The sequence below is a fragment of the Pseudomonas sp. ESBL9 genome (assembly GCF_036668715.1).
In the GTDB taxonomy this organism is placed as follows: domain Bacteria; phylum Pseudomonadota; class Gammaproteobacteria; order Pseudomonadales; family Pseudomonadaceae; genus Aquipseudomonas; species Aquipseudomonas lundensis.
On record NZ_JAZEVV010000003.1, the window covers coordinates 250,764 to 267,500 of the forward strand.

The following is a 16,737-nucleotide window of genomic DNA, read 5'->3' on the forward strand; positions in this document are numbered from 1 at the left end:
GATGACTAGTTTGCATGCCGACGAGGCGTTTCTCGGTCACTTTCAACTCAACCACGACCCCTTTGCTCCACGGGTGCCGGGGTTCAAGTTCTTCCCGGCCCAGCGCAAGCCGGTGCTGGGGCAGTTGCACCACCTCGCCCGTTACAGCCAGTTGTTGCTGGTGGTGACCGGGCCTGAAGGCAGCGGCAAGACGTTGTTGCGTCAGGCGCTGGTCGCCAGCACCAACAAACAGTCGGTGCAAAGTGTTGTGGTTTCGGCGCGTGGTGCCGGTGATGCAGCCGGTGTGCTGCGTCAGATTGCGCAAACCCTGAACGTCGCCCATGCCGACATCGGATCGATCCTGGCGCAAGTGGTACAACTGGCCCTGACCGGCCAGGAAGTCTATCTGCTGATCGATGACGCCGAGCAGCTTGACGACTCGGCCCTCGAAGCCCTGCTGGCGCTGGCGGCCGGGACGCCGGAAGGCCGTCCGCATGTGTTCCTGTTTGGCGAGCCTTCAATGATCGCCGGGCTTGAGCAGCTCAGCGCGGACGAAGAGCGCTTCCACGTCATCGAATTGCAGCCCTACAGCGAAGAAGAGACCCGCGAATACCTGGCACAGCGTCTTGAAGGTGCCGGGGCCGGAATCGAACTCTTGAGCGCACAACAGATCTCAGATATTCACGAGAGCTCCGACGGCTGGCCTGGGAACATCAACCAGGTTGCCCGCGATGCAATGATCGAAGCCATGATTGCCAGCCGCACTGCGGTCAAGCGTCCAAGTATGGGGTTCAACATGCCGAAAAAACACGTATTGGCCATTGGTGCCGTAGTGGTAGTGGCCGTCGCCGCTGCCATTCTGATTCCGGGCCGTGGCAAAACGCCGACCACCCCTAATGCTGAACAGGCGCAGTTGCCGCTGGGGCAAGCCGCGCCCAATGGCGGTGCCAACCCGTCGGTGGATTTCGCCGGTTCTTCACAACCCATGCCGCTGCCACTGGTGGGTCAGTCGCAGCCGGTCATGCGCGGCCCGCTGGCCGAAGCGGCCGGGGGTATTTCTGAAGGGGATGATGGTGGCGTGCCAGCGGTTGACGGGGGCGCCGATGTGCCTCCTACCGTGACCACCACAGCGCCGCCTGTGGGCGTGCCTGCGGGGGCTGAGCCAGTCCCGGCACCTGCTCCGGCTCCAGCGCCACGTCCGGTGCAGCAAGCGCCAGTGGCGGCAGCCAAACCAGTGCCAACGCCTGCACCGGCGGCCAAGCCTGCGCCCGCGCCTGCGGTCAAACCGGCAGCCAAACCGGCCGAGAAACCCGTCACCCTGGCCAAGGCCGCACCGGGCAGTAGCTGGTACACCAGCCAGCCCGCGGGCAACTACGTGGTGCAGATCGTGGGCACTAGCTCTGAAGCCTCGGCGCAAAATGTCGTGAAAGAAGTGGGCGGCGAGTCCCGCTACTTCAAAAAAATGCTTAACGGCAAACCGTTGTATGTCGTGACCTACGGCAATTTCCCAAGCCACGCCGCGGCCACCGCCGCCATCAAGAACTTGCCAGCGAAGATTCAGGCTGGTAAACCTTGGCCTCGCACTGTCGCCAGCGTCCAACAAGAACTGGCAGCAGCTCGCTGATGCTCCGGCGACCTTACCCAGGTCGCCGCGCTTCACACCTAAACATGCCTGCTTGAGCATGCGGCTTTTAAGCCGTGTGCCTCGTGGTGTCTGCGCCTTGTGGCAGTCAACATCAAAAATGTTTTGACTAGCACAAGTAATCTCTTTAAACCTTTCACAAATGCGACACGAATTTACGGTTAATAGCCGCTCAATTTGTGGGCGTTTTTGGCGGTGTGTAGAATGACCACCCTTTTGCCCCTGCCAAGCTGGCGTACGTTCAGCGCGGGAAGCAAGTGGTTGAATTAAAAAGAAATTTGCCCCTTTTTGGGGCAGCCTGGTGAGAAAGTGTCTATGAAAGCAGGTCTGTACCACCCCGACGAATTCAAGGATAACTGTGGTTTCGGCCTGATTGCCCACATGCAGGGCGAACCCAGTCATACCCTTCTACAAACAGCCATTGAGGCACTGACCTGCATGACCCACCGCGGTGGGATCAACGCAGACGGCAAGACCGGCGACGGTTGTGGCCTGCTGATTCAAAAGCCCGATGTGTTCTTGCGTGCAATCGCCCAGCAACACTTCGGCAGCCAATTACCCAAGCAATACGCGGTCGGCATGGTGTTTTTCAACCAGGACCCGATCAAGGCCGAAGCGGCCCGCAATAACATGAACCGCGAAATCCTCGCGGCGGGCCTGCAACTGGTGGGCTGGCGCAAGGTGCCAATCGACACACGGGTGCTGGGTCGTCTGGCGCTGGAGCGTTTGCCGCAGATCGAGCAAGTGTTCATTGCCGGTGAAGGCCTGAGCGATCAGGACATGGCGATCAAACTGTTCAGCGCACGTCGTCGTTCGTCAGTGGCCAATGCCGCCGACACCGACCACTACATCTGCAGCTTTTCCCACAAGACCATCATTTACAAAGGCCTGATGATGCCGGCGGACCTTACCGCCTTCTATCCGGACCTCAGCGACGAGCGCCTGCAAACCGCAATCTGCGTGTTTCACCAGCGTTTTTCCACCAACACTTTGCCGAAATGGCCGCTGGCCCAGCCATTCCGCTTCCTCGCCCACAACGGCGAGATCAACACCATCACCGGCAACCGCAACTGGGCACTGGCCCGTCGCACCAAGTTCGCCAACGACCTGATCGGCGATCTGGACGAACTCGGCCCGCTGGTTAACCGCGTGGGCTCCGACTCCTCAAGCATGGACAACATGCTGGAGTTGATGGTCACCGGCGGCATCGACCTGTTCCGTGGCGTGCGCATGCTGATTCCACCGGCCTGGCAAAACGTTGAAACCATGGACCCCGACCTGCGGGCGTTTTATGAGTACAACTCCATGCACATGGAGCCGTGGGACGGCCCGGCGGGCGTCGTCATGACAGATGGCCGCTATGCCGTTTGCCTGCTCGACCGCAACGGCCTGCGCCCAGCGCGCTGGGTCACGACCACCAACGGCTACATCACCATCGCCTCGGAAATCGGCGTGTGGAACTACCAGCCCGAAGACGTGATTGCCAAAGGCCGCGTAGGGCCGGGCCAGATTCTGGCTGTCGACACCGAAACCGGTCAGGTGCTGGACACCGACGCCATCGACAACCGCCTGAAGTCGCGCCATCCGTATAAGCAATGGCTGCGCAAGAATGCGCTGCGCATTCAGGCCACCATCGATGACCACGACCACGGTTCGGCGTTTTACGACGTCGATCAGCTCAAGCAGTACATGAAGATGTATCAGGTCACGTTCGAAGAGCGCGATCAGGTGCTGCGCCCACTGGGCGAGCAGGGCTACGAAGCGGTCGGCTCCATGGGCGATGACACGCCGATGGCCGTGCTGTCCCAGCGCGTGCGCACGCCGTACGACTACTTCCGCCAGCAATTTGCGCAGGTGACTAACCCGCCGATTGACCCGCTGCGTGAAGCCATCGTCATGTCGCTGGAAATCTGCCTGGGTGCAGAGCGCAATATTTTCCAGGAATCCCCTGAACACGCTTCGCGCGTGATCCTCAGCTCGCCGGTCATCTCGCCTGCCAAATGGCGTTCGTTGATGAACCTCAACCTGCCGGGCTTCGAGCGTCAGATCATCGACCTCAACTACGACGAGCGCCTGGGACTCGAAGCGGCCGTGCGTAACATCGCGGATCAGGCCGAAGAAGCGGCCCGTGCGGGCCGTACACAAATTGTGCTCAGCGACCGCCATATCGCGCCCGGCAAGTTGCCGGTTCACGCTTCGCTGGCGGTCGGCGCCGTTCACCACCGCCTGACCGAAAAAGGTTTGCGGTGTGACAGCAACATCCTGGTCGAAACCGCGACTGCCCGTGACCCGCATCACTTCGCGGTGCTGATCGGCTTTGGTGCGTCGGCGGTGTACCCGTTTTTGGCCTACGAAGTGCTGGGCGACCTGATCCGCACAGGCGAAGTGCTGGGCGACCTTTACGAGGTGTTCAAGAACTACCGCAAAGGCATCACCAAAGGCCTGCTCAAAATCCTGTCGAAGATGGGCATTTCGACCATCGCGTCATACCGCGGTGCGCAACTGTTCGAAGCCATCGGCCTGTCCGAAGAAATCTGCGACCTGAGCTTCCGTGGTGTGCCGAGCCGCCTCAAGGGCGCGCGGTTTGTCGACCTTGAAGCCGAGCAAAAACTGCTGGCGGCCGAAGCCTGGAGTGCGCGCAAGCCGATCCAGCAAGGCGGCCTGCTCAAATACGTGCATGGTGGCGAATACCACGCCTACAACCCGGACGTGGTCGCGACCCTGCAAGCCGCCGTGCAACAGGGCGACTACAACAAATTCAAGGAATACACGTCACTGGTCGACAAGCGCCCGGTGTCGATGATCCGTGACCTGTTGCAGGTCAAAACCCTCGACACGCCGCTGGCCATCGAAGAGATCGAACCGCTGGAGTCAATCCTCAAGCGTTTCGACTCGGCCGGTATCTCGCTGGGCGCGTTGTCGCCCGAAGCGCACGAAGCGCTGGCCGAAGCCATGAACCGGTTGGGCGCACGCTCCAACTCCGGTGAAGGCGGCGAAGACCCGGCGCGTTACGGCACCATCAAAAGCTCGAAAATCAAGCAAGTGGCCACCGGCCGTTTTGGCGTGACCCCGGAATACCTGGTCAACGCTGAAGTGCTGCAAATCAAGGTGGCCCAAGGCGCCAAGCCGGGTGAGGGCGGGCAACTGCCGGGTGGCAAGGTCAACGGCCTGATCGCCAAGCTGCGGTATGCCGTACCGGGCGTGACCCTGATTTCGCCGCCGCCGCACCATGACATCTATTCGATTGAAGACTTGTCGCAGCTGATTTTCGACCTCAAGCAGGTCAACCCCAAGGCGCTGGTTTCGGTGAAGCTGGTGGCGGAAGCGGGAGTCGGCACCATCGCCGCTGGCGTGGCCAAGGCCTATGCCGACCTGATCACCATTTCCGGTTATGACGGCGGCACCGGCGCTTCGCCGCTCACCTCCATCAAATACGCGGGCGCTCCGTGGGAACTGGGGCTGGCTGAAACCCACCAGACCCTGCGCGGCAACGATCTTCGCGGCAAGGTGCGGGTGCAGACCGACGGTGGCCTGAAAACCGGCCTCGACGTGATCAAGGCTGCGATCCTTGGGGCGGAAAGCTTCGGCTTCGGCACCGCGCCGATGATCGCCCTGGGCTGCAAATACCTGCGGATCTGCCACTTGAACAACTGCGCCACCGGTGTGGCAACGCAGAACGAATCACTGCGTAAAAACCACTACATCGGCACCGTCGACATGGTGGTCAACTTCTTCACCTACGTGGCCGAAGAAACCCGTGAGTGGCTGGCCAAGCTCGGTGTACGCAGCCTTGAACAACTGATCGGACGCACCGATTTGCTGGACATCCTGCCGGGCGAAACCGCCAAGCAGCAACACCTCGACCTGACCCCGTTGCTGGGCAGCGACAACGTGCCTGCCGACAAGCCGCAGTTCTGCGAAGTGGAGCGCAACCCGCCATTTGACAAAGGCCTGCTGGCCGAAAAAATGCTCGACATGGCGCGCCCGGCGATCAACGACCTGAGCGGTGCCGAGTTCGACCTCGACATCTGCAACTGCGACCGTTCGATCGGCGCGCGGATCTCCGGTGAAATCGCCCGCACCCACGGCAATCAGGGCATGGCCAAGGCCCCGATCACATTCCGCTTCAAAGGCACGGCGGGTCAGAGCTTTGGTGTGTGGAACGCCGGAGGTTTGAACCTCTACCTGCAAGGCGATGCCAACGACTACGTCGGCAAAGGCATGACCGGCGGCAAGCTGGTGATCGTACCGCCGACCGGTAGCGTCTACAAAACCCAGGACAGCGCGATTATCGGTAACACCTGCCTGTACGGCGCCACAGGCGGCAAGTTGTTTGCCGCGGGTACGGCGGGTGAGCGTTTTGCGGTGCGTAACTCAGGTGCCCACACCGTTGTGGAAGGCACGGGCGATCACTGCTGTGAATACATGACGGGCGGGTTTGTCTGCGTATTGGGCAAAACCGGTTACAACTTCGGTTCAGGCATGACCGGCGGTTTCGCCTACGTGCTGGATCAGGACAACACCTTCGTTGACCGGGTGAACCATGAACTGGTTGAAATCCAGCGCATCAGTGGCGAAGCGATGGAAGCCTACCGCAACCACCTGCAACACGTGCTGGACGAATACGTCGAGGAAACCCACAGCGAGTGGGGCCGTAATCTCTCGGAAAACCTCGATGATTACCTGCGTCGTTTCTGGATGGTCAAGCCCAAGGCTGCCAGCTTGAAATCGTTGCTTTCCAGCATCCGTGCCAACCCGCAGTGATATGCGCCTGAAGAGTGTGATGAGGTTTTAACCATGGCTGAACGTCTGAGTAACGACTTCCAGTTCATCGATGTCGGGCGCAAAGATCCGAAGAAGAAACTGTTACGTCAACGCAAAAAAGAGTTCGTGGAAATCTACGAACCGTTCAAACCCCAGCAGTCGGCCGAGCAGGCCCACCGCTGCCTGGGTTGCGGCAATCCGTACTGTGAATGGAAATGCCCTGTGCATAACTTCATTCCCAACTGGCTCAAGCTGGTGGCCGAGGGCAACATCCTGGCCGCCGCCGAGCTGTCGCACCAGACCAACACCCTGCCCGAAGTGTGCGGCCGGGTGTGTCCGCAAGACCGTCTGTGCGAAGGCGCCTGCACCCTCAATGACGGCTTTGGCGCCGTCACCATCGGTTCGGTCGAGAAGTACATCACCGACACCGCCTTTGCCATGGGCTGGCGCCCGGACATGTCCAAGGTCGTGCCGACCGGCAAGCGCGTCGCCATCATTGGTGCCGGGCCTGCGGGCCTGGGGTGTGCCGACGTGCTGGTGCGTGGCGGCGTGACCCCGGTGGTGTTCGACAAAAACCCGGAAATCGGCGGTCTGCTGACCTTCGGTATTCCGGAATTCAAGCTGGAAAAAACCGTGCTCAGCCACCGTCGCGAAGTCTTCACCGGCATGGGCATCGAGTTCCGCCTCAACACTGAAATCGGCAAAGACATCAGCATGCAACAGCTGCTGGACGAGTACGACGCGGTCTTCATGGGCATGGGCACCTACACCTACATGAAAGGCGGCTTTGCCGGTGAAGACTTGCCGGGCGTGCACGACGCGTTGGACTTTCTGATTGCCAACGTCAACCGCAACCTGGGCTTTGAAAAGTCGCCGGACGATTTCGTCGACATGAAAGGCAAAAGGATTGTGGTGCTGGGGGGTGGCGATACTGCGATGGACTGCAACCGCACCTCCATCCGCCAGGGTGCCAAGTCCGTGACCTGTGCGTACCGTCGTGACGAAGCCAACATGCCGGGTTCGCGCAAAGAGGTGAAAAACGCCAAGGAAGAGGGCGTGAAATTCCTCTACAACCGTCAGCCGATTGCCATTGTGGGTGAAGGTCGGGTTGAAGGCGTGAAAGTGGTCGAGACCCGTTTGGGCGAGCCGGATGCCCGTGGTCGTCGCAGCCCCGAGCCGATTCCCGGTTCTGAAGAGATCATCCCGGCGGATGCTGTGATCATCGCATTCGGGTTCCGCCCGAGCCCGGCGCAGTGGTTTGAACAGTTCGACATCCGGACCGACAGCCAGGGCCGCGTCATTGCGCCCGAGCAGTCACCGTTCAAACACCAGACCAGCCACCCGAAGATCTTCGCCGGTGGTGACATGGTGCGTGGGTCAGACCTGGTCGTCACCGCCATCTTTGAAGGCCGTACGGCGGCGGAAGGGATTCTGGATTACTTGGGCGTCTGACCCGGCCCTCACCCTAATCCTTTCCCTGTGGGAGAGGGCTGGGGCGAGGGAAAAACTGCCCCCCCACCGCGGCAAATCGCCCCGATAGATAAAAGGCACGGCTCTTGCCGTGCCTTTTGTGTCCGTCTCTGAGAAAATGCCCGCACTTTTTTTCCGGATGCTGACATGACTGATCTCAAGAATGACCGTTTCCTTCGCGCTTTGCTCAAGCAACCCGTTGACGTAACGCCTGTGTGGATGATGCGTCAGGCCGGTCGCTACTTGCCGGAATACCGCGCCAGCCGCGCCAAGGCCGGTGATTTCATGAGCCTGTGCAAGAACGCCGAGTTCGCGTGCGAAGTCACCATGCAGCCTTTGGACCGGTTCCCGCAGCTCGATGCCGCGATCCTGTTTTCCGACATCCTGACCATCCCTGATGCCATGGGGCAGGGTCTGTATTTTGAAACCGGCGAAGGCCCGCGCTTCAAAAAGGTTGTCAGCACCCTGGCCGACATCGAAGCCCTGCCGATCCCTGACCCGCAAAAAGACCTCGGTTATGTGATGAACGCGGTCAGCACCATCCGCAAGGAACTCAACGGCCGCGTGCCGCTGATCGGTTTCTCCGGCAGCCCGTGGACGCTGGCCACGTACATGGTCGAAGGCGGTTCGTCCAAAGACTTCCGCAAAACCAAAGCCATGCTCTACGACACCCCGCAGGCCATGCACTTGCTGCTCGACAAGCTGGCGCAGTCGGTGACGTCGTACCTCAACGGGCAGATCCTCGCGGGCGCGCAAGCGGTGCAGATCTTCGACACGTGGGGCGGCAACCTGTCCTCGGCGGCCTATCAGGAGTTCTCCCTGGCCTACATGCGCAAAATCGTCAGCGGCCTGATCCGCGAGCACGAAGGCCGTAAAGTGCCCGTCATCCTCTTCACTAAAAACGGCGGCCTGTGGCTCGAAAGCATTGCCGATGCAGGCGCGGATGCATTGGGTCTGGACTGGACCTGCGACCTGGGCGAAGCCCGCCGTCGCGTCGGCAACACAGTCGCCTTGCAGGGCAACATGGACCCGACCGTGCTGTACGCCAACCCGGAAGCGATCCGTACCGAGGTCAAACGCATTCTGGCCAGCTACGGCAACGGTTCTGGGCACGTGTTCAACCTGGGCCATGGCATCACCCCAGAAGTGAAACCCGAACACGCTGGCGCCTTCATCAGCGCAGTGCATGAGTTTTCGGCGCAATACCACGTTTAAGTATTTCGCATTACACCCAATGCCCGGCTAATGCCGGGCATTTTTGTGTGTACGGCGCGCCCGTGAAGACGTGTTTTAAAACACTCAATAACAACCGCTGATCAACTAAATGCGTTGAGCTTAAACTTACAAGCCATAAGAAATTCCCTACCTTAAGTAACGTATTGCCTTACAGACTAATCCATGTAAGACGGTAAAATCTCCCACCTCCCGGGGGAGCGCCGACTGAATTTAAACTGCTATGAAGAAAAGTATTGAAGGAATTTTCTTTGTTTTTTGTAGTTTTTATTTAGGAAGTTGATTGTTCATGTTGTTGAGTTACTGATGGGCGTGCGTTTGATTAATGCGCGAACGTGCATCACGTTTGAATAAAAAATAATATGAGGTTACATATGAAGTCTTCACGTTCAAGGTCGTTATCTTTAACGGGTTGTATATCGTCGTTAACGCTGATGGCCGCGATGTTTGCATCGCAACAGGTTGCGGCCCATGGTTACATGGACAGCCCGCCTTCACGCGCTTATGCCTGTCAGCAAAAATTGAATGCCGACTGCGGCCCTGCTGAATTTGAACCTCAAACCGTCGGTGAAGCCCCCAAAGGCTTCCCGGCATTGGGCCCGGCCGACGGCAAGATCGCCAGTGGTGAAAACGCCTTGTTTGCAGCAATGGATGCCCAGTCCCCGGACCGTTGGCATTTGACCGAAATCAACGACCGCAACGCGACGTTCAGCTGGTTTTTCACCGCGGCTCACAAAACGACCAAGTGGGAATACTTCATTACCAAAACGGGCTGGAACCCCAACCTGCCATTGGCCCGTGACACTTTTGAGCTGACGCCGTTCTGTTCCGTTGAGGCGGGCGGCGCGGTTCCGATTGACGGGGGGGCTGGCGGCAATGGCCCGCTCAAGCAGAAACACGCGTGCACCATTCCCGGTGATCGCAGCGGCCACCACATCATCCTGGGTGCTTGGACCATCGATGACACCGGCGCCACGTTCTATGACGTTGTTGACGTGAATATCACGGCAGAGTCCGAGTACGAACCCGACCCGGATGGCTGGCAGCGTGTGAGTGCCCTTGCCCCCACCCAAGCGCTGATGCCGGGTGATTCGGTCAAGGCCCGCGCCTTTACCGGAAGTGCCGAGAGCGCCGAGTACAGCTTCTCGGTAGGCATCGACTCGGTTGAAGAAGGCCAGCCGCAAAACTGGTCGCTCAAGTTGGCCCAAGCGGTGAATGCGGCTGACAAATCGGTGCGTGCAGGCGTTCGCAATGCGCAAGGCGAAATCGAGCCGATCAAGGGCACCAACATCTTTTACGTCAAGCCGCAAACAGGCGTGACCAGCTATCAGATGCAGACCACGATGGTCCCGGACCCGGATGCCTACATGCATGTGCATGACGTCAAGCCGCAATACGTCCTTGAAAAAGGCCGCGGCAACGTAGGCTTCACCTTGATGACCAACAAGGAAATCAACGTTGATGCCACCGTTTACGATGCCAACAACAAGTCCGTCGGCACTGTCAAACAGACCCTGAATGCATCCACCGAACAAGTCGTTGTTCCTGTGATCAGCGCGCCGGGCGTGCATACCTTGAAACTGATCGCCAGCAGCCAGGACGGTCGTGAAAACTTCCAGGAAGCCAAGGCGTTGAACCTGACCGGCGAAGCTGCCGAGCATGACTTCGATTTCGTGTTCCCTGAAGGGGTGAAGCAATACGATGAGGGCACTAAGGTGCTTCAGCCGAAGAACGACAAGGTATACGAGTGCAAGCCGTTCCCGTTTTCGGGCTGGTGCTCTCAGTACTCGCCGACGTCCAACGGTTACGAGCCCGGTGTGGGGTCGAGCTGGATGGATGCCTGGACTGAGCTGAACTAAAGCAACGACAGGCCAAGTTGCGTGACTAACGCGGCTTGGCCTTCGTGTGAGTGCTTGCGTTTAATCAGAAGTCGATGTCTTTTAAAATGTTCGGGATTGACGCTGTGATTCATTCGACGTATTCGGGGTTGCAGAAAGGGTTACATGCTATTTCGATGATGATCATTGTGTGGTTGATGGCCTCCGGTTATTACGCTGCACTTATCACGCATATCCCCGAAGTAAAAGGTGCGGTGAGTGCCTTTAATGTTGCGTTGGCCACGTTGTTTGCACCCGTATTCCTGTTTCGAATGTATGTGTCGTTCGGTAAAGGCTATGCCGACGTATTGAGATCAAGGGATGTCATGCGGTATGCCGCATTTCTTGTTCACAACCTGATTTATATAACGACGCTGATCGTGATCGTGTCGGGATTTCTGATGATGAATCGCGACATCGATATGTTCGGCCTCTTTTACATCCCTGCCGTGATAACCGATCCGCGATTGCATGGATGGTTTTCTGACTCTCATACCCTGACCTGTTATGGGCTGGCGCTGTTGCTGTTCATGCACGTAGCCGCAGTGATCAAGCATCACCTCACGGGCAGGCCGGTACTCAAGGGCATGTTTTTCTAGGCCTTTGCACAAGGCACCCGATCAATAGCAGGGCACACAGCAGGCGGACGTTCAGGATTTGAGTATTTCAGCATTTTTAGCGAGGCGTTCTTCACGGCTGATCCTGACGCTATGCCTGATTGCGCTGCCTGTAGGCGTGACGCTCTGGCATGCCTGGCAAGAGTGGGCGTATCGCACCGCATTGACCGGCCTGACCGCGTTGACGCCCCTTGAGGCTGCCCCCCCTTCGAAGCCCATGGTGTTCAACCCGAATGGCATCGCGACGGTCCTGGGTTTTGCCCCACAGGGCGTAGCCGTGCGCAGTGCCGAGGCGCTGACGTTACGCGCCAGTCTGGTTTCCAGCCAGGGCCAGTCCCGCGCGCTGCTGGCCGGTACCAGCGAGGCACGTTTTTACAGCGTGGGTGATCGCCTGCCGGGCGGCAGTGTTTTACGCCGTATTGAAGTGTCCCGCGTGGTGCTTTGGCGTAATGGCCGGGAAGAAAGCCTGGTCCTCGAATCCGCCGGGCAGTACCTGCTGCCGGTTACACGGGCTGATGCCCCCAAAGCGCAGCCTGCTTCCACTTATTTGCGGCCCGTTGCCGAACAACCTTAGAGACTCACCATGAACAGGCCACACAGGTTCGGCATCGGCCGCTTACTGCTGCGTAGCACGCTGTGCACCGCGCTGTTTTTTGCAAGCCCGGGGCATGCTCAAGAGCCATCATGGCAACTGGCAATGAAAGACGCCGAGTTGCGTGATGTGGTGCAGCACATGTCCAGCGTGCTGGGCGCCACGGTGGTGCTCGACCCGCGTGTTCAGGGGCGCATTACGGTGATCTCCGATCAGCCGCTTGATCGCGAAGGCGTGCGCAACTTGTTCTACTCGGTGCTGGAGGCCCAAGGGTTTGCGGTGGTCGATCAGGGCGAACGTTTATTGATTATTCCGGCGGCAGACGCCAAAACCCGGGCCAGCACGGCCGGCACTCGCCCAGCGCTGGATGAAGAATTCGTCACCGAAATCATCGAGCTGAACACCAGCCTCGCCGCCGACTTGTCCGGGTTATTGCGCCCCCTTGTGTCGAACAATGGCTATGTTGGGCCTTCGACTTCAGCCAATGCGCTGGTCGTCACCGATACAGCGGCCAATACCCAACGGATTGTCCAATTGGCGCGCCAGCTCGATGCCGGCGGGCAGTTCGGGCATTCGGTCATCGAATTGCGCCATGGCCTGGCCAGCGACATCGCCGCGGTCATCGAGAAAACGATCGACAAAAAGAACGCCGGTGGCGGGCAGGTCATCGCTGACAGCAGTTCCAATCGTCTGGTGGTGATCGGCACGGAATCGGTGCGCATGCGCTTGAACACCTTGGCGCACTCACTGGATAAACCCGCCACCCTCCAGCAAGAAAATGCGCGGGTGATTCGTCTGCGGCACAGCGATGCCAAACAGCTGGCCGAAGTGCTGGCAGCTGTCGGGCAGGGCGTTCAGGACAATGCTCCGTTGGGTGGCGCGACAGCCGCTGTGAGCAAGCGCGAAGCAATGGTGGCGGCCGACATCAGCCAGAACGCGTTGGTCATCATGGCGGACCCGGTGCAGGTGCGGTCCCTGGAGAGCATCGTCAAACAGCTCGATCAGCCGCGCTCACAGGTCTTGATTCATGCAGCCATCGTTGAAATCTCGGGCGACATTAACAAAACCCTGGGCGTGCAATGGGGCGTGAACACTGGCGGCGGGCAGGGCGCGATCACCTTCCCGGGGACCAATATCCAAATCGGCCAACTCTCGGACAGCAAAACCCAATTACCCGAAGGGGCGGTCTTGCAGATCGGCAGTGATCGCTTCAATGCGTTGATTTCGGCCCTGGCCAGCGATGTGAACAACAACGTGTTGTCCACCCCGAGCCTGCTGACCCTGGACAATCAGGAAGCCGAAATTCTGGTCGGGCAAAACGTCCCCTTCAAGACCAGCAGCTACGTACCGCCCAGCGAGGGTTCACAAACCCCGGTCACCAACTTCACCCGTCAAGACATCGGCATCAGCCTCAAGATCAAGCCGCACATCAATGACGGTTCTTCATTGCGTCTGGAAGTCGAGCAGGAAAGCTCCGAGCTTGCCCCAGCGCCCGAAGGCTCCAGTGACCTGATCACCAACAAGCGCAAACTCAAAAGCACCATCCTGGCCGAGGACGGTGAAATCATCGTGATCGGCGGCCTGATCAAAGACAGCGTGCGCACTCAGGTCAGCGGCGTTCCGCTCTTGCGCAGCATCCCGTATCTGGGGGCGTTGTTTCGCTGGAACAAAGACACCCAGACCAAAACCAACTTGATGGTCTTCCTGCGCCCGACCATCGTGCGCAGCAAAGAAGACATCCACGCCATGAGCCAAAAGAGCTACGACGCGTTGCGCGCCCTCAGCCAGCCTGAGGCCAAAGACAAAAACTCGTTGCTGCTGCCCCGCGACCCGCAGCAGATGTTTGACGGCAACCTGTCGACGCCGGCGCAGCCATGACCCAATCCAGTGCGCGTTTGCCTTTCAGTTTTGCACGGCGTTTTGGCGTCGTGCTGGACGCGTCTTGCACCCCGGCCACGCTGTTGATGCGCAGTGACACCCCGTTAAGCGTATTGGCCGAAGTGCGGCGCAGGATGGCCACAGCGCTGGTGCTCAAACGGGTGTCTGATGCCGACTTCAATACCGCGCTGGCCAGTACCTACAGCGCGGGCCAGAGCGCCGCCGAGCAGGTGGCGCAGGGGCTGGACAGCGAACTGGACCTCATGAGCGCGGCCGAACAGGTGCCGCAGACCGCCGACTTGCTGGAGCAAGAAGGGGACGCGCCGATCATCCGTCTGATCAACGCGTTGCTGCGCGAAGCCATGCGTGAAAAAGCGTCCGACGTTCACCTCGAAACCTTCGAACATTACCTGTCGGTGCGCATGCGCATCGATGGCCAGTTGCGTGAGGTGCTCAGGCCAAAACGTGAGCTGGCCAATCTGCTGGTCTCGCGCATCAAGGTCATGGCCCGGTTGGACATCGCTGAAAAGCGCGTGCCACAAGATGGCCGCATCAGCTTGCGCCTGGCCGGTCATGAGGTGGATGTGCGTGTCTCGACCCTGCCTTCGTCCCACGGCGAACGGGTGGTGATGCGATTGCTCGATAAACAGGCCGGTCGGCTGGACCTCGAACGCCTGGGCATGCCCGCCGACACGCTGGCCTGTTTTGAGCAGGTGCTGGCGCGGCCCCACGGGATCTTTCTGGTGACCGGGCCAACCGGCTCCGGCAAAACCACCAGCCTGTATGCCGCGCTGAGTCATCTCAATCACACCTCGCGCAACATCCTGACCGTTGAAGACCCGGTGGAGTATCACGTACCGGGCATTGGCCAGACGCCGGTCAACACCAAGGTCGACATGACCTTTGCCCGTGGCTTGCGGGCGATTTTGCGCCAGGACCCGGATGTGGTCATGGTTGGGGAAATCCGAGACCGGGAAACCGCCGAAATTGCCGTGCAGGCCTCGCTGACCGGGCACCTCGTGTTGTCCACCCTGCACACCAACAGCGCCATTGGCGCCGTCACCCGACTGATCGACATGGGCGTCGATGCGTTTTTGCTGGCTTCATCGCTGGTCGGGGTCTTGGCCCAGCGTCTGCTGCGCACCTTGTGCCCCGACTGCAAGCTGCCGTACACCGCCGACCCGGCGCTGTGTACACGGCTCGGGCTTGATCCGCAGGCGGCCGTGACCCTCTATCGCGCGCAGGGCTGTGACCAGTGCCAGCAGGGGTATCGGGGGCGGATCGGGATTTACGAGTTAGTGCGTGTGACCCCGACGCTGGCGGGCCTGATTCATCAAGGCGCCAGCGAGGCGCAGTTAACCCGCGAAGCGCGCGGGGGCTCGGCGAGCTTGTTTCAGGATGGTCAACGGCGGGTGCTCGAAGGCCGCACCAGCCTGGATGAACTGCTGCGCGTGACGCAGGAAGACTGACCATGCCCACGTTCGACTATCGCGCGCAGGACGCCAATGGCCGCACCTACCGGGGCCAGCAGCACGCTGACAGCGCACGGCATGCGCGGCAACGCTTGCGCGAGCGCGGCTTGCGCCCCCTTCAGGTGAGCGAAGCCAGCGTCGGCCGGACGGCGGGGCGTTTCGGGCAGCCCGGCACACGCTTGGGCGTGCCGGATCTGGCCTTGTTGACCCGCCAATTGTCGACGCTGGTTCACGCCGGCCTGCCCCTTGAAGAAGCGTTGCTGGCCGTGGCCGCGCAAACCGACAAGCGCAAGGTCGGCAGCTTGCTGGCGGCGGTGCGTAGCCGTGTCATGGAAGGCCATTCGCTGGCCACCGCGCTGTCGGCGTTCCCCCGTGCGTTCCCCGCGTTGTTCTGCGCCACCGTCGCGGCAGGCGAACGCAGCGGTCATCTGGGGCACGTGCTTGAACAATTGGCCGACTACACCGAAGCACGCCATACGGCGCGACAAAAGATCCAACTGGCGCTGGTGTACCCGATGATCTTGTTGTTTGCGTCGTTGGCCATCGTCGGTTTTTTGCTGGGGTATGTGGTCCCGGACGTGGTGAAAATTTTCGTAAACAGCGGCCAGGCCCTGCCGGTGCTCACCCAGGCCATGATTGCCCTGAGCACCGGGCTGCGCCGCTACGGCGTGCTCTTGCTGATCGTCCTGATCGCCGGGGTGGGCGCTGCCCGCTGGGCCTTGCGCCAGCCCCGGCTGACCTTGCGCTGGCATGGCTTGCTGCTCGACGCGCCGGTGGTGGGTGGCGTACTGCGGGCGATGGAAGCGGCGCGTTTTGCCAGCACCCTGTCGATCCTGGGCAAAAGTGCCGTGCCGTTGGTGGATGCGCTGGAAATCTCGGCCACGGTCATCGCCAACCTGGCGATCCGCCAACGCCTGCACGAGGTCGCCCGTTCGGTGCGTGAAGGCGGGACCCTGGCCCGGGGCCTGGAACGCAGCGGCGATATCCCGCCCATGATGCTGCACCTGATTGCCAGCGGCGAACGCGCCGGTGAGCTGGACAACATGCTGGCCCGGGCCGCCGAGCAACAGGAAAAAACCCTCGCCGCCCGCATCGCCCTGGTGGTGAGCCTGTTCGAACCCATCATGCTGGTGCTCATGGGCGGCGTCGTTTTATTGATCGTGATGGCCATCCTCCTGCCCATTCTTAGCCTCAATCAACTGGTGAATTGACT

General features: G+C 60.0%; 10 protein-coding genes. All 10 read left to right on the plus strand.

The window, feature by feature from the left end; all coding sequences use genetic code 11:
• The first annotated feature begins 1 nt into the window (after position 1).
• Positions 2 to 1,603, plus strand: a complete 1,602-nt coding sequence (locus V6F78_RS10865; RefSeq protein ID WP_047274923.1) for an AAA family ATPase — start codon at positions 2 to 4, stop codon at positions 1,601 to 1,603.
• A 333-nt stretch (positions 1,604 to 1,936) separates the two neighbouring features.
• A complete protein-coding gene (gene gltB / locus V6F78_RS10870) occupies positions 1,937 to 6,385 on the plus strand; it encodes a glutamate synthase large subunit (protein ID WP_047291466.1) in 4,449 nt (1,482 codons plus the stop codon).
• Between the two features lie 33 nt (positions 6,386 to 6,418).
• On the plus strand, positions 6,419 to 7,837 hold the full coding sequence (locus tag V6F78_RS10875) for an FAD-dependent oxidoreductase (RefSeq protein ID WP_047291468.1): 1,419 nt from the start codon (positions 6,419 to 6,421) through the stop codon (positions 7,835 to 7,837).
• A gap of 165 nt (positions 7,838 to 8,002) precedes the next feature.
• The gene (gene hemE, locus V6F78_RS10880) at positions 8,003 to 9,070 is read left to right on the plus strand and encodes a uroporphyrinogen decarboxylase (protein ID WP_047291470.1); all 1,068 of its coding nucleotides are present in this window, start codon (positions 8,003 to 8,005) and stop codon (positions 9,068 to 9,070) included.
• Positions 9,071 to 9,462: 392 nt separating this feature from the next.
• On the plus strand, positions 9,463 to 10,947 hold the full coding sequence (gbpA, locus tag V6F78_RS10885) for an N-acetylglucosamine-binding protein GbpA (RefSeq protein WP_169839882.1): 1,485 nt from the start codon (positions 9,463 to 9,465) through the stop codon (positions 10,945 to 10,947).
• A gap of 104 nt (positions 10,948 to 11,051) precedes the next feature.
• Entirely contained in the window at positions 11,052 to 11,564 is a 513-nt protein-coding gene (locus V6F78_RS10890; RefSeq protein WP_332727186.1) for a cytochrome b, read from the plus strand.
• Positions 11,565 to 11,622: 58 nt separating this feature from the next.
• Positions 11,623 to 12,156, plus strand: a complete 534-nt coding sequence (locus tag V6F78_RS10895) for a type II secretion system protein N (RefSeq protein WP_332727187.1) — start codon at positions 11,623 to 11,625, stop codon at positions 12,154 to 12,156.
• A gap of 9 nt (positions 12,157 to 12,165) precedes the next feature.
• Positions 12,166 to 14,052: a type II secretion system secretin GspD gene (gspD, locus tag V6F78_RS10900; RefSeq protein WP_332727189.1), complete on the plus strand. Its 1,887-nt coding sequence runs from the start codon at positions 12,166 to 12,168 to the stop codon at positions 14,050 to 14,052.
• Positions 14,049 to 15,521, plus strand: coding sequence for a type II secretion system ATPase GspE (gspE, locus tag V6F78_RS10905; RefSeq protein ID WP_047291479.1), 1,473 nt, complete (start codon positions 14,049 to 14,051; stop codon positions 15,519 to 15,521). The genes gspD and gspE overlap by 4 nt, the downstream gene beginning before the upstream one ends.
• A 2-nt stretch (positions 15,522 to 15,523) precedes the next feature.
• Positions 15,524 to 16,735 (plus strand): type II secretion system inner membrane protein GspF, encoded by a 1,212-nt coding sequence (gspF, locus tag V6F78_RS10910; protein WP_332727191.1) that lies wholly within the window; start codon positions 15,524 to 15,526, stop codon positions 16,733 to 16,735.
• The last annotated feature ends 2 nt before the right edge of the window (positions 16,736 to 16,737 follow it).

Excerpts from the sequence above, each read along its gene's own strand:
- V6F78_RS10875 (WP_047291468.1), top strand. The coding sequence starts at position 6,419 with ATGGCTGAACGTCTGAGTAACGACTTCCAGTTCATCGATGTCGGGCGC.
- gspF (WP_332727191.1), top strand. The coding sequence starts at position 15,524 with ATGCCCACGTTCGACTATCGCGCGCAGGACGCCAATGGCCGCACCTAC.
- gspE (WP_047291479.1), top strand. The coding sequence starts at position 14,049 with ATGACCCAATCCAGTGCGCGTTTGCCTTTCAGTTTTGCACGGCGTTTT.
- V6F78_RS10865 (WP_047274923.1), top strand. The coding sequence starts at position 2 with ATGACTAGTTTGCATGCCGACGAGGCGTTTCTCGGTCACTTTCAACTC.
- gspD (WP_332727189.1), top strand. The coding sequence starts at position 12,166 with ATGAACAGGCCACACAGGTTCGGCATCGGCCGCTTACTGCTGCGTAGC.
- gbpA (WP_169839882.1), top strand. The coding sequence starts at position 9,463 with ATGAAGTCTTCACGTTCAAGGTCGTTATCTTTAACGGGTTGTATATCG.
- gltB (WP_047291466.1), top strand. The coding sequence starts at position 1,937 with ATGAAAGCAGGTCTGTACCACCCCGACGAATTCAAGGATAACTGTGGT.
- hemE (WP_047291470.1), top strand. The coding sequence starts at position 8,003 with ATGACTGATCTCAAGAATGACCGTTTCCTTCGCGCTTTGCTCAAGCAA.